This is a genomic window from Amycolatopsis sp. NPDC051758 (assembly GCF_044453095.1).
Lineage (GTDB): Bacteria > Actinomycetota > Actinomycetes > Mycobacteriales > Pseudonocardiaceae > Amycolatopsis.
Genome location: NZ_JBITCJ010000002.1, coordinates 920,036 through 936,580, shown reverse-complemented (window position 1 = coordinate 936,580; position 16,545 = coordinate 920,036). Strand labels below are relative to the sequence as shown.

Here is a 16,545-nt window from a genome sequence, read left to right as displayed (position 1 = left end):
GGCTGTTCCGGTCGGCCACGTGCCGACTTTGCCGGGGCCTTGGCGTCCATGGCCTGCCCGCCGAGTCGTGCGGTCCACAGTGGACGGCCCGCGGGGAACTTCCCCGCGGGCCGCTCACCTCAACCCCCTACAGGATGCACAACAGCGAACAGGCCGTCGCCGAGGACCAGTCCGTGTGGGACGGCGGTGTTCCCGGTGGGACGTTCGCCGGCACGTAGCTCGCCTTCGCCTTGTTCGTGATGGGGAACAGGCTCAGCAATGCGTACGTCGAGCAGTAGACCTGCTTCGACTGCCCGGCCGCCAACGTGAACGGACCCGTCTGGCAGGACGGCTCCACGCTGTCCACCACCTGCGCGGCGGAAATCCCGACCGGGCCCTGGTTGGTCACCGTGATCCGCCAGTACGCCGTCGCGTTCAGCAGGCCCAGGAGGCCGACCGGGGCCTGCTTCACCCAGGGCCCGACGCCGCCGGGGCCGCACTTCGCGGCCGTCGCCGGCTTGCAGATCTCCTTCTCCACCTTGACCACCGGCGTGCACGCCGTCCCCGGCGCCACCGGCAGCGTCACCGTGTTGGACGTGAACGAGCCCGACGAATCCGTGCCCGTCGCCGTGTTCGCGACGCTCGCCACCGCGCAGTCCGTCGCGATCGTGGTGCGGAAACACACCTGAGGCGCATCGCCCGCGTAGTCGACCACCAGCTTCGGCTGGTTGCCGCCGCCGAAGTCGGCCGGGCTGGTGAGCACCAGGGTGGTCGTCACCGTGATCGACGGGTGCGCCACCGGCGACACGCCGGTGAGGTCGACCGAGCCGTCCGGGGCGAAGCCCGGGGTCGGCACGACCACGCCGTCCTGGTCGACGACCGTGACTCGCGACGCCGCGAAGTCGACGTTCGCCGGCGTGATGCCGGTCAGCCGCGCCGCCGTGTAACCCTGGACGTGCGAACCGCCGTCGCAATAGAAGTCGCCTGGGCGCAGCGTCACCTGCCCGCCGGACCGGACGCACGGGGTGGCGCCCGTCGCCGGGTCCATCGAGAACAGCACACCCGCGTCGCCGAGGCCGATCAGGCAGCCCGACGGCGGGTCGTAGGTGTACCCGTAGTCCCGGGTGTTGCCGCCGTTGGCCGACGGGTGCGTGATCGGGCCGGGCAGACCCGCGCACGCCGCCCCCGTCGCCCAGTCGTGGCACAGCGTCGCGCCGACGTAGCCGCCGTTCCAGATCGGCAGGTAACTGCGCACGTGGCCGTTCGGATCGGTGACGACCTCCGGGTTGAAGACGTAGACCCCGGCCGTCAGCGAAGCCGCGATCGGTGGCGCCGTCAGCGTCGATCCGTCGAGCGCGTAGCACGTCGTGACGTTCGTGCCGCCGGTCGTCGACGCGCACGCGCCCACCGGGGCGCCGGTCGTGCCGAACGCCGTGTAGCCGTTGTAGTTGTAGTTCCCGGCCGGTCCCGTCGGCCGCGGGGACGCCCAGCCTGCGCACGCCGTGGCCGTGGCCGGATCGAAGCAGCCCAGCGACGGCTGCTGCGCGGTGTTCGGGTTCGACGTCGACGCGAACACCTTGCCCGCCACCAGGGTCGTCGCGCCGTAGACGTACGGCTGGTTCGCCGCCGGCACGATCGGCGCGTACGGCTGGCCGCCGCAGGCGCTCTGGGTGGTGATGGTCCAGCAGACCACCGCGCCGCTGCTGACGGTTCCGTACAGGTTGCCGCCGCTCTGCACCAGCCCGGTGATGCTGCTGACCGGCGGGGAACCACCGGTGGCGGCCAGCGGCCAGTACCCGCAGTTGGCCGCGGCGGCCAGGTCGAGGCAGCCGACGCCGACCGAGGTGCTCGTGACGGCGGGGTAGTAGACCTTCGCGGGCGCCGCGGGATCCCGGACGTACTGCGAGACCATGGTGCTGGCGATGTCGCCGGCGCCCAGGGTGCCGAGCGGGCCCACCGCGGTGTTGAGCACCTTCGGCCACGGGCCGCCCGGGCAGCGCTGCCCGGTGCCGAGGTCGGTGCAGACCACCTTGGGCGAGGTGGCCCCCAGGTGGTGGAAGATGTTCCAGGCCTGCAACGTGCCGTTCGGGGTGCGGTGCAGCAGCGGGGTGAAGCCGTCACCGCCGGTCGCGGTGGTGACCGCCTGCACGGGCGGGGTCAGCGAACCGGACAGCGAAGTCGCGTCGGGCCCGGCGGTGGGATTGGTCGCCCGCACGGCCGTGACGCCGGACGCCGGTTCGGCGCCGGTGAAGGTGCTGCCGTCGGTCGACCATTCCGGCGTCCAGCCGGGCGGGACGTGCAGTGAGCCGGATTGGAACGTCTGGCCGGCGCCGACGGCGTCGGTGATGGTGGCGGCGCCGGTCCCGGTGGCGTGGTCCTCGTAGCCGATGACCCAGTCGGCGGTGGCGCCGTGGGCGGCCGGGGATCCGGTGCCCTGCACGGACTTCGTCAGCGCCGACACCGCGGCGGGCGCGGGGTCGGCGGCCGCGGGCAGCGGGGCGGTGGTGGCCGCCACGAGCACCAGGGGCAGTATTGCTCCCAGCATGCGTCTTCGCATGAATGGTCCTCGATTCTTTCACGGTGGAAGTTCCGGGAAATGGTTTTCCCGGCCGAAGGAAAAGCCTATGCCCCGGTCACCGGGCGATTGAAGTGCTCTCACCCGGGCGCCAAAAAGGCGAAGCCAACAGCGCAGTTCGTTATCACCGCGAAATGGGGGAAGCTTGCTGCGACGAGGAAGCTCGGCCGGGTGATCACCCGGATGTCGTCAGCGGTTCACTCGTTCGGGTAACGAGTGGAGGCTAATAAGGCGGTGCTCCGCGAGCCGGTGAAGATTTATTTTCCGGATGTGTTCTCGTGCAGCTGCCGGTGGGACCGGGCCAGCGGCTCCCCGGCGAGCCGGGCGGTGACACCGGCGTCGAAGTTCGGGCACCGCGTGATGTCCTCGTGCGGGCAGCGCAGTCCGTGCTCGATGGCTTCGCGGGCGGCCTGCGCCCGGGCGATCTGCTCGTCGAGCTCCGCGAGCTTGCGCCGGGCGACCCGGTTCCATTCACCACCCGCGTCGTGGCGCGAGGCCATGAGCACCTTCTGCTCGGCGAGGGTGAACCCCGCGTCGCTGTAGAGCAGGATCGTGCCGACGACCCGCGCGGCCGACGCGGGGTAACGGCGCTGCCCGGAGATCCGGGCGGGTGCGGGGAGCAGGCCGAGTTCCTCGTAGTAGCGCAGTGCCGAGGTGCTGACCCCGGCGCGGCGGGCCAGTTCGCCGATGGTGAGCAGGGTGTTGACTTCAGGTGCGCTTGAAGGCATTGACTGCCCGCCATGGGAACTCGCCATGAAAGCAGGATGCCACGGGTGGTGCGTCGGGCGCTGACAGCCGCCGCCGAGTACGGCGTCGCCCGGGCCGGGCTCGCCGCGGTGCGCGCCCTGGACCACGACGTTGTCGGCCAGGCCCACCGGCCCCGGGGCCTGGCCGGGCGCGTCACGGCGTAGGAGATGGCCCACCGCCCGTCCAACCGGCAGCGCAGTCGTTGGGCGGTCTCGCTGCTCGAGGTGCGGCCCGGCGACGAAGTCCTCGAGATCGGCTTCGGTCCCGGCCTGGCGATCGCGGAACTGGCCCGCGCCGGCGCGGGCCACGTCTACGGCATCGACCACTCCGGCGTGATGCTCCGCCACGCGGCCAAGCGCAACGCGGCCGCCATCCGGGCCAGGCGCGTCACGCTGGCCGAGGCGTCGGTCGACCGGCTTCCGTTCGACGGCCCCTTCACCGCCGTCCTCGCGGTCAACTCCCTCGGGTTCTGGCCCGAGCCGGCCCAGCGGCTCACCGAGCTGCGCCGGCGGCTCGCGCCCGGCGGACGCCTGGCCGTCGTGTCCCAGCCCCGCTGTCCCGGCGCCACCGCGGCCACCACCCGCGACGCCGCGCGCAAGATCGAGGATCTGCTGAGGGGCGCCGGCTTCACGGAATTGCGCACCGAGACGTTCCCGCTCGATCCGCCGGTGGCCTGCGTGCTCGCGTCCTAGCCCGATTCCGCGTCGAAGCGCAGATGGGACGTGATCCGGTACCGGTCGCCGCGGTAGACCGAGCGGGTCAGCTCGACCACCCGGCCCGTGGTGTCCCGCGTCTGCCGTTCGATGTGCAGGATCGGGGCGTACACGGCGATTTCGAGCAGCTCGGCCTGTTCCGGGTTGGTGACCGCGGGCTCGATGGTCTGCACCGCGTCCCGCACGGCGATCCCGAAGCGTTCCCGCAGCAGCCGGTAGAAGTTGCCGGTCTCCAGGTCCGCCGGGGACAGCCCCGGCACCAGCGACGCGGGCAGCGCGAGCTGCTCGATCGCGATCGGCTCGTCGTCGACGTGCCGGACCCGGGTGACCCGCAGCACCGGCGTCCCCGGCTCCCGCTCGAGGTCCGCGGCCAGGGACCGCGAAGCCGGTGCGCTGCCGAAGGCGACGACGCGGCTGGTCCAGTGCCCTTCCGCGGGCGGGACGGCGAGGACCGTCGCGAGTTCCTGGGTCACCTTCTGCGGGCTGGTGAACGTGCCGCGGCCGCGCTGGCGCACCAGCAGCCCGGTGCGGGTCAGCTCGTCGATGGCCGCCCGGACGGTCGGGCGCGAGACGCCCAGTTCGGCGGCCAGGTCCCGTTCCGACGCCAGCCCGGTGCCGGGGCCGGCGTTCTCGATCACCTTGAGCAGGTGCCGCCGGACGCGGTCGCGCTTCACGGTGGGCGGGCGGTCCGCCGGCTCGTCGACAGCGGTCAAGGCACCGTCTTCCCGGATACGGGGACCGCGCCGGCGAACCGGACACGCTCCTTCGGCAGGGCGTCCAGGGCGCGCAACCGTTCGAGGTGACCGGTCAGCCGCTGGTGGAAATCAGCATAGTCGCGCTCCGGTGCCGACCACGCCCGCTCGGCCAGCGCGCACAGCCGCGGGAACGCCAGGTGCCGCACGTGGCCGGGGGTCGGCGCGTGCTCGGTCCACAGCTGCGCCTGGGTGCCCAGGACGCCGGGCCGGGTGCCGTCGGAAACCGCCAGCCCGCCTTCGAGCGGGTCGAAGCGGTAGACGTCTTCGAGTGTCGTCACCGGCTCGCGCGGTGGCTCGCCGGGGTCCTCGCTCTGCCGGTAGTCGAAGTAGGTCGATGTGTGCGGCGCCATCACGACCTGGTGGCCGCGGGCCACCGCGAGCGCGCCGTGCGCGGCGTCACGCCAGGCGGTGACGACCAGGTCCCGCGGGAGCAGGCCGGCCGCGTGGCCGGTCTCGTCCCAGCACACCGCCTGGCGCCCGAGGTCCGCGAGCACACCGTGCAGCTCGCCGAGGAACCACGGGTGCAGCTCGGCCGTGTCACGCAGCCCGAGCCGCGCCGCCCGGGCGAGCGCCGCCGGGTTCGTCGCCCACTGCGTCGTGGGGCATTCGTCCCCGCCGATGTGCAGGTGCCGGGCCGGGAAGACGTCCGCGACCTGCGTGAACACTTCCCGGCAGAAGTCGAGCGCGCCGTCGTGGACGCCGAGGATGTCCGGGCTGATGCCCCACTCGGTCCACACCGGCAGCCGCACGTCCGGCCGGTTGCCCAGCTCGGGGTAGGCGGCCAGCGCCGCGCGCACGTGCCCGGGCAGGTCGATCTCCGGCACGATCCGCACCCCGCGCTCGGCGGCGAAGCCGACGAGGTCATGCAGCTCGCGGCGGGTGTAGAAGCCGCCGTGGGGGACACCGTCGAAGACCCCGCTGCCGGCGGGCCCGACCATCGACTCGGCGCGCCACGCGCCGACGTCGGTGAGCCGCGGCCACCCGTCGATCTCGAGCCGCCAGCCCTGGTCGTCGGTGAGGTGCAGGTGCAGGACGTTGTACTTGTGCAGCGCCATCAGGTCGACGAACTCGCGCAGGAACTCCGGCGGCAGGAAGTGCCGGGCGACGTCGAGGAGCACACCGCGCCACGGCAGCCGGGGCGCGTCGCGGATGGCGAGGCAGGGCAGCCGCGGCGGGCCGTGCAGCGGCACCAGCTGCCGGATGGTCTGGACGCCGTTGCGCAGCCCCGCTTCCGTGGCCGCCGTGAGCAACGCGCCCACCGGCGTCACGTCGAGTTCGTACCCCTCCGGCCCGAGGTCCCGGTCCGGCACGAGGTCGAGGCGGATGGAGGGTCCACTGTGGATCGTCGGACGGCGCAGGTACCCGGCGAGGAGCCGGGCGGCACCCTCGGCGCCGTCGCTCGCGAGCACCCGCAGGCCGCCGGCCGGCACGAAGGAGCCGCTGCGGCGCGTCAGCCGCGCGGGGTGGGGGATCAGCATCAGCCCTTCACCGCGCCCGCGGTCATGCCCTCGACCAGGTGGCGCTGCACGAGCGCGAAGAATATGACGACGGGCAGCGCGAACAGCGTCGACGCGGCGATGAGGCCGCCGTAGTCGGTGCCGGTGCTCGTGCTGAACGAAACCAGCCAGACCGGCAGGGTGTAACCCGAGCTGTCCTTCATGATCACGTAGGCGAACAGGAAGTCGTTCCACGCGGTGATGAAGGCGAACACGCTGGTCGCGATCAGCCCGGGCAGCACGAGCGGCAGCAGGACCGAGCGCATCACGCGGGCGCGCGACGCGCCGTCCATCATGGCCGCCTCTTCGAGCTCGACCGGGATGCCGTGCAGGAACCCGCGCAACGTCCAGATCGTGAACGGCAGCACCAGCGCCACGTAGGTCAGGACGAGCCCGAACAGCGTGTCGAGCAGGTGCGCGCTCTTGAGGCCGAGGAACAGCGGGATGACCAGCGCGGGCACCGGCACCATCTGCAGGATCAGCACCCCGATCAGGAAGCTCCGGCGCCCGAAGAACCGGAAGCGTGTCAACGCCGTCGCGGCCAGGAAGGCGACCACGATGGACAGTGCGAGCACCGCGACGACGACCACGACGCTGTTGACGAGGTCCTGCACGAACCCCGGCTTGGCGAGGGCGTCCGCGAAGTTGTCCAGCGTGACGTCGAGGGGCAGGAAGTCCGGGGTCGGGCTGAGGATGTCCCCCGCGGGCTTGAACGCGGTGAGCACCATCCAGTAGACGGGGAAGATCCAGACGAGGCAGAACATGGCGGCGGCGATATTTCGGCCGAGGCGCCGGATCACAGGTCCTCCCCGGAGCGGACGAGCCGGCGCACGTACAGGGCGGTCATCGCGACCAGCAGCACGACCGAGACGACGGCGATCGCCGCGCCCTGGCCGAAGTTGTTGCGGCTGAAGGCGCGGGTGAACGTCCAGATGCCGAGGGTCGTGGTGCCGCCGTCCGGCCCGCCCTGGGTGAGGATCCAGATCTGGTTGAACACGGTGAAGTCCCAGATCACCGAGAGGATGGTGACCAGGCCGAGGATCGGCCGCAGGAACGGGAAGGTGATCGTGCGGTGGACCCGCCACGGCTGGGCACCGTCCAGCTCGGCCGCCTCGTAGTAGGAGCGGGGGATCTGGGACAGGCCGGCGTGGAGCGTGAGCGCGACGAACGGCACCGACTGCCAGACGACGAGGAGCCAGACGAGCGTGAACGCCGAGGCCGGCGACGTCGTCCAGTCGTGCTGGGTGAGGTCCCCGAAGCCGACCTGGGTCAGCAGCCAGTTCACCACGCCGTAGCCGGGCTGGAAGAGCCACTGCCAGACCACGGTGGACGCCACGTTCGGCAGTGCCCAGGCCGCGATCAGGCACATCGTGACCGCGGTGCGCATGCCCTTGCCGAGGCGCTGCAGCAGCAGCGCGACGACGAACCCGATCACGAGCGTCCCGGTGACCAGGGCCGCGCAGAACCCGACGCTGCGGGCGAGGACCGGGAGCAGCTGGTCGTCCCCGAGCACGGCCGCGTAGTTGTCCCAGCCGGCGAAGTTCGTGGTGCCGGTGAACAGCGACCGCAGGCCGTACTCCTGCAGCGAGATGACCACGAGCCGGACCAGCGGGTAGCCCAGCACGAGCCCGAGCAGCACCACCGCGGGCAGCAGCAGGCCGTAGGGCAGCAGCGTTCGACGGCGACGGCGTGGCGCCGCCGGTCTGCTTCGGACGGTCACGGGAGCTTTCTCCAGCACCACCAACGGAACTCCTTCGGGAGAGGGGCGGGACGGCCCGGTGGGGGACGGCAGTCGGCCGGGCCGCCCCGCCGGTCAGTGGGCGTTCAGCGCCTCGGTCAGGTGCGCGTCGAAGTCCCGGGCGGCGTCGGCGATCGGCCGGCTCCCGGTCGCGATGTCGGCGAAGAACGTGTTGATGGACTTGTCACTCTCGATGGTCGCCCAGCCGGGGGCGGCCGGCGTCGCGACGCTCGACTTCGCCGCGGTGGTGAAGGCGGCGTTGAGCGGCGGCAGGGTGGCGGTGACCTGGTCGATCAGCTCGGTCGAGATCGGCGTCCAGCCGTCGATGCCGACGATCGCCTCGCGCTGCACGGCCGGGTCGGTGGCCGCCTTGAGGTAGGCCAGGGCGAGGTCCTGGTGCCGGCTCTTGGCGGCGACGGCCAGGTCGGACCCGCCGAGGAACACCGGCTGCGTCTTCCCGGGTGTGGCGCTGGGGAACGGGAAGGTGCCGAGGCGGTCCTTCAGCTCCGGCTTGTTCTTGAGCACGGTGTTGACGCTCGAGTCGAGGATGGCGCCCGCGCCGCCGGCGGAGAAGATCGCGGCCTGGTCCGGGGCCTTGGTGTCGACGTTGCGGGACGCCGGGGAGGAGTAGGCGGCCTGGAAGTCCTTCCACGCCTGCAGACCCTTGAGCGCCTCGGGGCTTTCGAGGGCGCCGGCCCACTTCCCGTCCTTCTGCGTGGCGATCTGCCCGCCCGCGTCCCAGACGAACTGGAGCGCGCCGTACCAGTACCGGCCCGGGAAGTGGAACGCCGAGTAGTCCGGGGCGGGGTGCTTCGCCTTGATCTTGTCGAGGGCGGCGGTGAGCTCGGTGAACGTCTTCGGTGGTGCGGTAACGCCGGCGTCGGCCCAGACCTGCTTGTCGTAGATCACCGCGCGGTTGCCGGCGAAGAGCGGCGCGCCGTAGAGGGTTCCGTCCACAGTGGCCGGACCGGCGAGCCCGGGCAGCCAGTTCTGGCCCGCGGCGAGCTCGTCCTTGTGCGGAGTGAGGTCGGTGAGGGCGCCGTTGGCGGCGAAGAGCGGGACGTTCGTGTTGCCGATCTCGATGACGTCCGGCGTGGTGTCCTGGGCCAGCGCCGTGCTGATCTTCGTGTTGATGTTGTCCCATTCCTGGATCTGCACGGTGACCTTGGCGCCGGTGGCCTTCTCGAAGGCGGCGTTGATCGCCGCGGTGGCCCGGTCGCTGAGGTCGCCGTTCATCAGCCAGACGGTCAGCTGCTTGCCCTGGCCGTCCTGGGCGGGGGGAGCGGGGGTGTCGGTGCCGCAGGCACTGGCGGTCACGGCGGCGACGGCCAGTGCGGCGGCGAGGGTGCGTCTGCGCACGGGGAACTCCTGGGAGGCGGCGGAAGTGGCGGCGGAGCAGGGCCGGGACGAAGCGCCCCAAGGTGGCCTTGGTTGCGTCTTGGGGCGCTTCGTCGCGGAAGGCGCGGAACCGGGGTCAGCAGTGGCCGAGGTCGGCCCACTGGGCGGTGAGCCCGGGTTCGGAGCCCTGGGTCCACCAGTTCGCCTGCCACAGGTGGGCGTTGTGCTTCACCCGCTGGCCGCCGAGGTACACCGTGCCCCAGTCCCATTCCGCCGCCGTCGAGCAGTTGGCGGGCTGGGAAGGCGTGGTCGGCGTGGTCGGGGTGGTGGGCGTCGTCGGCGGCGTGGTCGGGGTCGTCGGGGTGGTGCAGCCGGTCACCGTGTCCACATGGGACGTCCCGGCCGTCCGGTACTGCGCGGCCTTGGCGACGGCGTCCGCCGGCGAGACGACCTGGTTGCCGGCGTAGTACGTCCAGTCGACCTGTTCGGTGTAGACGCTGTTCCCGCTCGTGTGGCCGGCGGTGTCGATGAACCACATGTTGTAGTTGATCGACATCGGCGTGCGCGGGTACACCGGGTTGCCCTGGGCGTCGGTGGTGTGGTCCGCGGTCGGCACGCCGTCGATGTAGTACTTGACGTGCCCGCCGGAGACCTGCGTGACGATGTCGTGCCAGCCCGCCAGACTGCGGTTCTGCGCGGTGGAGGTGCGCAGGCCGTCCCAGGTCGGGTTGTTCCAGTAGGTGTACCAGCTGGTCTGGTAGTTCGCCTGCGAGCCGCCCCAGCCGCCGTTGGGCAGGTACTCGGAGAAGTCGAGCTCGCTGTAGAGCGGGTCGCGGTCGTAACGCAGCGGCGAGATCGTGAAATACGTTTCGTTGACGTGGTCGCCGTCGGAGCCGCTGTCCGGCGCGTCGGTGAAGCGGACCCGGCTGGCGTACGTGCCCTCGAAGAACCGCAGCTGGTTCTGGTAGAGCTCGGCGTGCGTGGTGCCCGCCGCGCTGCCGTCGGTGGTGGCGGTGAGCTGCGCGACGCGCTCGCCGTTCGCCGTCGGGAAGCTGATGTTGCTGCTGAGCCACCGCGCGCCGGGCACACCGGGGCTGCCGACGTCGTTGCGCGTGGTCCAGCCGGCGCTGCCGAAGGCCGGGTCGGTGGGGGAGGCGTAGTGGAAGTCGTCGAACAGCACACCGCAGTCGGCCGCCGCGGCCGACGGGCTGGCGTCGGCGCCGCCGGAAAGGATCAGGGCCGTCGCGGCCACGGTCGTGAGGCTGGTCAAGACTGCTGTGGTGGTCCGGATTCTGCGGGACATGGGTCTCCTCCTGGGGGATGCGGGGAGCGCCGATTGGTCTAGACGAATCAGGTGGCGAGGACTCTCCTCCTGACCATTGGTAAAGTCAAGGAAGCGCCAGAAGTTACCTTTGGTAAGGTCCAGCGGCTCGATTTCGACGAGTCTTGCCGAGGCTGTCGAGTTACCGTCGTCCCGTTCGTCATCTCTTCGACCGATGCCGGACCAGGGAGGGCAAGTGCAGTACATGCTGCTGATCTACAACTGCGAGCGGCCGGAACCGGGTGACCCCGGCTTCGAGGACGCGCTCGCCGCGGTCAACGCCTTCGCCGACGAGTGCCGGCGCCGCGGGGTCTTCGTCTCCGGGCACCCGCTGCAGGGCGAGCACACCGCGACCACGGTGACCGTCCAGGAGGGCCGGACGCTGATCACGGACGGGCCCTTCGCCGAGACCCACGAGCACCTCGGCGGGGTGTACGTCCTGGACTGCCGTGACCTCGACGAGGCCCTCGAGCTCGCCGCGCTCTGCCCGATGGCCGCGCAGGGCTCGATCGAGGTCCGCCCGGTCGCCGGGGTGCCCGGGCTCGACCACCGGGTCGCGCATGGGTGATCGGGCGGCCGACGTCGTCGAGCGCGTCTACCGCGACGACCGCGCGCGGCTGCTGGCCGCGCTGGTGCGCGTGCTGGGCGACTTCGAACTGGCCGAGGACGCCCTGCAGGACGCGGCCGCGCAGGCGTTGCGCACCTGGGCCGTGATCCCGGACGACCCCGTCGCCTGGCTGCTGACCGCGGCGCGCAACAGCGCCGTCGACCGGATCCGCCGCGCCCGCGTCGGGCAGGCCAAGCTCGCCCGGCTCGCGGCCGGGGAAAGCGGGGTGAGGACGTTGAGCCTGCCGGACGACCGGCTCGCCGAAGTGGGGGACGACCGGCTGAGCCTGCTCTTCACCTGCTGCCACCCCGCGCTCGCCGAAGACGCCAGGATCGCGCTGACCCTGCAGGCCGTCGCCGGGCTGACCGCGGCGCAGATCGCCCGGCTGTTCCTGGTCGCCGAGCCCGCGCTGGCGCAGCGGCTGGTGCGGGCGAAGCGCAAGATCCGGGACGCCGGCATCTCGCTGAGCGTGCCACCGGACCACCTGCTCCCGGACCGGCTCTCCGGCGTGCTAGCGGTGCTCTACCTGGTCTTCACCCGGGGCTACGCGTCGCCGTCCGGGCGGGACGAGCCGACGGAGCTGCGGCGCGAGGCCATCCGGCTGGCGAAGCTGCTCGCCGCGCTGATGCCGGACGAGCCCGAGGCGCTCGGCCTGGTCGCGCTGCTCCTGCTGCAGGACTCGCGGTCCGCGGCGCGCTACACGGCGGGCGGCGACGTTGTCCTGCTCGAAGACCAGGACCGCACCCGCTGGGACCGGGCGGAGATCGCCGAAGCGCTCGGCGTGCTCGGGCGGGCGCTGCGCCACGGGACGGTCGGGCAGTACCAGCTGCAGGCGGCGATCGCGGCGCAGCACGCCCAGGCCCGCACGGCCGCCGACACCGACTGGGCGCGGATCGCGGGGCTCTACGCGCAGCTGCGGACGCTCGCGCCGTCACCCGTGGTCGCGCTCAACCACGCCGTGGCCGTCGCGATGGCCGACGGCCCCGAAACCGGGCTCGCCCTGGTCGAGGCGATCGACGGCCTCGACCGCTACCACCTCTGGCACGCCGCCCGCGCCGACCTGCTGCGCCGGCTCGGCCGCCCGGCCGACGCCGTCGTGGCCTACCGGCGAGCGCGCGACCTCGCCGAGGCCCCGGCCGACCAGCGCTTCCTCACCGCCCGCCTGCACGAACTGGAGTCCTGATGCGACTGTCTGTCTTGGACCACGGGCACCACCGCCGCGCCCGGCTGTTCCTGACGCTCACGAGCAAGGTGTCCCGCGTCGCGAGCCCGGACATCGTCAAGATGCTGCTGTACCGGCCGGAGTTCCTGACCCGGCCGCTGCTGGACCTGACCGCGCCCGCGATGCGCGGCGAGTCCTACTGGACGGCGGCCGAGCGTGAGTACCTCGCGATGAGCACGGCCGAGGTGCACGAGTGCCCGTTCTGCATCGTCACCCACGCCGAGCTGACGCGGATCGCCGGCCACGGCGAGATCGACCCCGACCGCCCCGCCGGCGCCCGCCCGGAACTGCTTGCCGTGCAAGGGTTCCTCCAGCAGGTGTCGCGGACGGCCGAGCTCGATCCCGCGCCGGTCCGCGACCTGCCCGAGCAGGCGGTGCTCGACGCGCTGCGGGTCAACCTGGTGTGGAACATCGTCAACCGGCTCGCCAACGCGTTCGGCTACGAGCTCCTCGACGGGCAGCTGAAGACGGGCACCCGCGCCCTGCACCGCGCCGGCTACCGCTTCCCGGGGTTCTTGCTCGGCGAGGACCACGGTGATCTCCGGGCGAGCGTCTTCGACCAGCCCGCGCACACGAGCCCCGAGCTCCGCCGGGCCGCCGCGGCCGGCGACGGCCTGGAAGCGCCGTGGCGGGACTACGCCGCCCTGGTGCGCGACGCCTCCCACCGGATCACCGACGACGACGTCCGCCGGCTCACCGCGGCGGGGCGGACCGAGGACGAGATCTTCGAGGTCACGGTGGCCGCCGCGGTCGGCGCCGCGCTGCGCAGCTTCGACGCCGGCCGCGACGCCGTCAGCAGCTCCGCTGGTAAGTGACCGCGCTTTCGGTGGTGGTGCCGGGCAGGTCGACGGTCGCCGCCAGCACACCGCCGTCGGTCAGGGCCGCGGGGTTGCCGGCGCGCCCGGTCGGTGTGCCGGGGAGGGTGTGGGTGAGCACGCCGTTCTCCCAGACGCCGAAGGCCCGTCCGCCGTCCGCGGTGCGGTACCGCCCGGCGAGGGTGCCGGCGGAGTCGGTCAGCAGGTCGTCGGTCTGCTCGGCGAGCCGGTGCACGAGGTGGCCTTCGAGGTCCCAAACGCCCGCGTACACGTCGGTCCCGTCGAAGCCGCTCGCGACGATATGGCCGTTGCGGTACGCGGTCGGCCAGAAGATGGTCCCCGGCACCGTCGTGAAGGTGCCGTCGGGGTGGCGGAGGATCAGGTCGGTGCCGTCGCCGCTCGTCGCTTCGATCAGGATCCGGCCCTGGTCGTCGGCGTCGACCGGGACGACGTCGTAGTACCGGCTCGGGTCCGGGTTAACCAGCTGCACGGTGCCCGGGCTCGCGGCGGGCCAGATGAGCAGCTTGAGGTCGTCGAAGCCGGTGCTGGTCATGCCGATGATGTCGCCGGAGTCGGTGACGATCTTGGCCCGCACCCGGGTGGCGTTCGGCGGCTTGGGCAGGTTCTCCCACCGGCCACCGCGGTGGGCCACGGCGTCGGCGATGTCGCCGTTCGCGTACGTCTGCCCGACGGCGACACCCGAGGAGTTGACGTCCCGCAGCTCCGTCTGCTTGCCGAAGGCGTCGCCGAGCTTTTCGATCTGGCCGTTGTGCCAGCGCACGAGGGTGGACCGGCCGCCGCTGTCGGTCATCGAACCGACGGCCCAGCCGCCGTCGGACGCGCCGGTGACGGCGGATCCGGGGTAGCCGCTCAGCAGCGGCAGCGTGGTCGCTTCCCAGGTGCACCCGGCCGCGGTGGCGGCCGCGGGTGCGGTGGTCACCGCCGCGGCCACCAGGCCGAGCGCCAGCAGAAGTCTTGTTGTCACAGTGGTTCTCACGTCGTCCCCCTCGTGGTGCCGGTCGGGTGGGTCACGGCCGGCGGGCGACGGCGGTTGAGCGCCGTTGCCCGATCGTGACCTCGGCGGGCCGGTCCGCGGCGGCCCATGATGGGGAAGCGCGGGTGCGCCGGAGCGGGAGGAGCGAAATGGACGGGCTGACCGAGGAGGAGGCGGCGATCGTCGCGGTGGTGCGGGACTTCGTCGAGCGCGACGTCCGGCCGGTGGCGCGGGAGCTGGAGCACGCCGACACCTACCCGGAAGCGCTGATCGAGCAGATGAAGGAGCTCGGCGTCTTCGGGCTCGCCGTCCCCGAACCCTGGGGTGAGACGCAGGTGTCGGCACAGTGCTACGCGGCGATCACCGAGGAGCTGGCGCGCGGCTGGATGAGCCTCGCCGGCGCGATGGGCGGCCACACCGTGGTCGCGAAGCTCATCACCACCTACGGCACGCGGGCGCAGCAGGACCACTACCTGCCGCGGATGGCGACCGGCGAGATCCGCGCGACGATGGCGCTCACCGAGCCCGGCGGCGGCTCCGACCTGCAGGCCCTGCGCACCACCGCCCGCCGCGACGGCGAGTCCTACGTGGTCGACGGCGCCAAGACCTGGATCACCAACGCCCGCCGCTCGCAGCTGGTCGCCCTGCTGTGCAAGACCGATCCGCACGCCGAGCCGGCGCACGCGGGCATCAGCATCCTGCTCGCCGAACACGGCCCGGGCTTCCACGTCTCCCGTGACCTGCCGAAGCTGGGGTACAAGGGGGTCGAAAGCTGCGAACTGTCCTTCACGGACTTCCGCGTCCCGGCGACCGCGCTCCTGGGCGGCGAGGAAGGCCAGGGGTTCGCGCAGATGATGCGGGGCCTGGAGATCGGCCGGATCCAGGTCGCCTGCCGCGCACTGGGCGTCGGCCGCGCCGCGTTCGAGGATTCCCTGCGCTACGCCCAGGAACGGGAGACGTTCGGGAAGCCGATCTGGCAGCACCAGTCCGTCGGCAACCTCCTCGCCGACATGGCCACCAAGCTGGAGGCGACCCGCCAGCTCGTGCGGCACGCCGCCCGGCGGTACGACTCGGGGGAGCGCGCCGACCTCGAAGCCGGGATGGCGAAGCTGTTCGCCTCCGAGACGGCGATGGAAGTCGCGTTGTCCGCCGTGCGCATCCACGGCGGTTACGGCTACTCCACGGAGTTCGACGTCGAGCGGTACTTCCGGGACGCGCCGCTGATGATCGTCGGTGAGGGCACCAACGAAATCCAGCGCACGGTCATCACGCGCCAGCTGGTCAAGCGCCACCCGATCGGCGGCGGCCGGGCATGACGGCCTTCGAAGTCACCGAACCGATCCTGCCCGGGCCCGCGCACGCCCTCGGCGCGCTGCTCGACGTCCCGGTGCCCGGTGACGGCGTCCTCCCGCTGCTGTGGCACTGGCTCTACCTGCTCGACCGGCCCGCGCAAGCCGACCTGGGCCCCGACGGGCACCCGGTGCGCGGCACCGTCCTGGCCCCACCGGGCCCGGGGCGACGGCGGATGTGGGCCGGCGGCCGCGTCCGCACCCCCGGCGAGCTGCGTTGCGGCGAGCCGGCCACCCGCCGGTCGGAAGTCCTGGCGGTGCGGGACAAGGAAGGCAAGACCGGCCCGCTCACCTTCGTGACCGTGGCGCACCGGATCACCCAGGCCGGCCGGGTCGTGGTCGACGAGGAACAGGACATCGTCTATCGAACGGCCGCGAGTGATACCGGGTTGTCGCCGGGGGAGAACACGGCAGAATTGCCGCCGGGTCCGCACGAGTGGCCGATCGAAGTGACCCCGACGCTGCTGTTCCGTTTCTCCGCGTTGACCTACAACGCCCACCGCATCCACTACGACCGGGACTACAGCCGCGAGATCGAGGGTTATCCCGGGTTGCTCACCCACGGGCCCCTGCAGGCGATCGCGATGGCCGAGGCCGCCCGGGCCCGCGGTGTGGCGAGCCGGCTGGAGTTCGAATACCGGCTGGTGTCGCCGTTGTTCGACTTCCAGGGGCTGGTCGCTTCCTCGGTGACGGAAGCCGGGGAAACCACCACCGCGGTCCGCGACCGGTCCGGCCGGCGGACGGCGACCGGGGCGCTGCGAACGATTAGGCCGAACCGGTTAAAACGATAACCGGAACGCACGGCCGCGGATTCCCCCAGGCGTCGCCGGTGAATAGCGGCAACCTGCGGAAATACCGGAAAGTGAATACCGCGGGGACCGGTCCCCGGCACATTC

Annotated in this window: 16 protein-coding genes; 7 read left to right on the top strand and 9 right to left on the bottom strand. The window is 72.0% G+C overall.

Annotated elements, in window-relative coordinates; all coding sequences use genetic code 11:
* Positions 1-127 precede the first annotated feature (127 nt).
* Both ACIA5G_RS13335 and ACIA5G_RS13330 read right to left on the bottom strand, forming a co-directional pair.
* Positions 128-2,536, bottom strand: a complete 2,409-nt coding sequence (locus ACIA5G_RS13335) for a hypothetical protein (RefSeq protein ID WP_395923037.1) — start codon at positions 2,534-2,536, stop codon at positions 128-130.
* Between the two features lie 275 nt (positions 2,537-2,811).
* A complete protein-coding gene (locus ACIA5G_RS13330; protein WP_395923035.1) occupies positions 2,812-3,282 on the bottom strand; it encodes a MerR family DNA-binding transcriptional regulator in 471 nt (156 codons plus the stop codon).
* 45 nt (positions 3,283-3,327) lie between these two features.
* Between ACIA5G_RS13330 and ACIA5G_RS13325 the strand changes: the two genes are divergently transcribed.
* Together ACIA5G_RS13325 and ACIA5G_RS13320 are read left to right on the top strand one after the other, a co-directional pair.
* Complete coding sequence (locus ACIA5G_RS13325; RefSeq protein ID WP_395923033.1) at positions 3,328-3,465, top strand: hypothetical protein; 138 nt, start codon at positions 3,328-3,330, stop codon at positions 3,463-3,465.
* A gap of 3 nt (positions 3,466-3,468) precedes the next feature.
* Entirely contained in the window at positions 3,469-3,993 is a 525-nt protein-coding gene (locus ACIA5G_RS13320) for a class I SAM-dependent methyltransferase (protein ID WP_395923031.1), read from the top strand.
* On the opposite strand, the gene ACIA5G_RS13315 is transcribed toward ACIA5G_RS13320, so the two are convergent.
* From ACIA5G_RS13315 to ACIA5G_RS13290, 6 genes are all read right to left on the bottom strand, one after another.
* Positions 3,990-4,727 (bottom strand): GntR family transcriptional regulator, encoded by a 738-nt coding sequence (locus ACIA5G_RS13315; RefSeq protein ID WP_395923029.1) that lies wholly within the window; start codon positions 4,725-4,727, stop codon positions 3,990-3,992. The genes ACIA5G_RS13320 and ACIA5G_RS13315 overlap by 4 nt on opposite strands.
* Complete coding sequence (locus tag ACIA5G_RS13310; protein ID WP_395923027.1) at positions 4,724-6,247, bottom strand: beta-N-acetylhexosaminidase; 1,524 nt, start codon at positions 6,245-6,247, stop codon at positions 4,724-4,726. Before ACIA5G_RS13310 ends, ACIA5G_RS13315 begins: the two co-directional genes overlap by 4 nt.
* Positions 6,247-7,065, bottom strand: coding sequence for a carbohydrate ABC transporter permease (locus tag ACIA5G_RS13305; RefSeq protein WP_395923026.1), 819 nt, complete (start codon positions 7,063-7,065; stop codon positions 6,247-6,249). The genes ACIA5G_RS13310 and ACIA5G_RS13305 overlap by 1 nt, the downstream gene beginning before the upstream one ends.
* Complete coding sequence (locus ACIA5G_RS13300; RefSeq protein WP_395923024.1) at positions 7,062-8,006, bottom strand: carbohydrate ABC transporter permease; 945 nt, start codon at positions 8,004-8,006, stop codon at positions 7,062-7,064. Before ACIA5G_RS13300 ends, ACIA5G_RS13305 begins: the two co-directional genes overlap by 4 nt.
* Positions 8,007-8,078: 72 nt before the next feature.
* Complete coding sequence (locus tag ACIA5G_RS13295) at positions 8,079-9,362, bottom strand: extracellular solute-binding protein (RefSeq protein ID WP_395923022.1); 1,284 nt, start codon at positions 9,360-9,362, stop codon at positions 8,079-8,081.
* A 115-nt stretch (positions 9,363-9,477) separates the two neighbouring features.
* Positions 9,478-10,644, bottom strand: coding sequence for a carbohydrate-binding protein (locus tag ACIA5G_RS13290; RefSeq protein ID WP_395923020.1), 1,167 nt, complete (start codon positions 10,642-10,644; stop codon positions 9,478-9,480).
* Between the two features lie 214 nt (positions 10,645-10,858).
* Between ACIA5G_RS13290 and ACIA5G_RS13285 the strand changes: the two genes are divergently transcribed.
* From ACIA5G_RS13285 to ACIA5G_RS13275, 3 genes are read left to right on the top strand one after another with little or no spacing between them, the layout of a single operon-like run.
* Positions 10,859-11,230, top strand: a complete 372-nt coding sequence (locus tag ACIA5G_RS13285) for a YciI family protein (RefSeq protein WP_395923017.1) — start codon at positions 10,859-10,861, stop codon at positions 11,228-11,230.
* Positions 11,223-12,452, top strand: a complete 1,230-nt coding sequence (locus ACIA5G_RS13280) for an RNA polymerase sigma factor (RefSeq protein WP_395923015.1) — start codon at positions 11,223-11,225, stop codon at positions 12,450-12,452. The genes ACIA5G_RS13285 and ACIA5G_RS13280 overlap by 8 nt, the downstream gene beginning before the upstream one ends.
* Positions 12,452-13,306, top strand: a complete 855-nt coding sequence (locus ACIA5G_RS13275; protein ID WP_395923013.1) for a hypothetical protein — start codon at positions 12,452-12,454, stop codon at positions 13,304-13,306. The genes ACIA5G_RS13280 and ACIA5G_RS13275 overlap by 1 nt, the downstream gene beginning before the upstream one ends.
* Here the strand turns inward: ACIA5G_RS13275 and ACIA5G_RS13270 are convergent.
* The gene (locus tag ACIA5G_RS13270) at positions 13,284-14,303 is read right to left on the bottom strand and encodes a hypothetical protein (protein ID WP_395923012.1); all 1,020 of its coding nucleotides are present in this window, start codon (positions 14,301-14,303) and stop codon (positions 13,284-13,286) included. The two genes, ACIA5G_RS13275 and ACIA5G_RS13270, sit on opposite strands and share 23 nt — an antisense overlap.
* 146 nt (positions 14,304-14,449) lie before the next feature.
* Here ACIA5G_RS13270 and ACIA5G_RS13265 point away from each other — a divergent pair, with 146 nt between their 5' ends.
* Positions 14,450-15,616 carry an acyl-CoA dehydrogenase family protein gene (locus ACIA5G_RS13265; RefSeq protein WP_395923010.1) on the top strand — a complete coding sequence of 389 codons (1,167 nt, stop codon included), beginning with the start codon at positions 14,450-14,452 and terminating at the stop codon, positions 15,614-15,616.
* Positions 15,613-16,440, top strand: coding sequence for a MaoC family dehydratase N-terminal domain-containing protein (locus tag ACIA5G_RS13260; RefSeq protein WP_395923008.1), 828 nt, complete (start codon positions 15,613-15,615; stop codon positions 16,438-16,440). The genes ACIA5G_RS13265 and ACIA5G_RS13260 overlap by 4 nt, the downstream gene beginning before the upstream one ends.
* Positions 16,441-16,545 lie beyond the last annotated feature (105 nt).

Coding starts and splice junctions, on each gene's coding strand:
- ACIA5G_RS13335 (WP_395923037.1), bottom strand. CDS start 2,536: ATGCGAAGACGCATGCTGGGAGCAATACTGCCCCTGGTGCTCGTGGCG.
- ACIA5G_RS13330 (WP_395923035.1), bottom strand. CDS start 3,282: ATGCCTTCAAGCGCACCTGAAGTCAACACCCTGCTCACCATCGGCGAA.
- ACIA5G_RS13320 (WP_395923031.1), top strand. CDS start 3,469: ATGGCCCACCGCCCGTCCAACCGGCAGCGCAGTCGTTGGGCGGTCTCG.
- ACIA5G_RS13310 (WP_395923027.1), bottom strand. CDS start 6,247: ATGCTGATCCCCCACCCCGCGCGGCTGACGCGCCGCAGCGGCTCCTTC.
- ACIA5G_RS13290 (WP_395923020.1), bottom strand. CDS start 10,644: ATGTCCCGCAGAATCCGGACCACCACAGCAGTCTTGACCAGCCTCACG.
- ACIA5G_RS13280 (WP_395923015.1), top strand. CDS start 11,223: ATGGGTGATCGGGCGGCCGACGTCGTCGAGCGCGTCTACCGCGACGAC.
- ACIA5G_RS13275 (WP_395923013.1), top strand. CDS start 12,452: ATGCGACTGTCTGTCTTGGACCACGGGCACCACCGCCGCGCCCGGCTG.
- ACIA5G_RS13265 (WP_395923010.1), top strand. CDS start 14,450: ATGGACGGGCTGACCGAGGAGGAGGCGGCGATCGTCGCGGTGGTGCGG.
- ACIA5G_RS13260 (WP_395923008.1), top strand. CDS start 15,613: ATGACGGCCTTCGAAGTCACCGAACCGATCCTGCCCGGGCCCGCGCAC.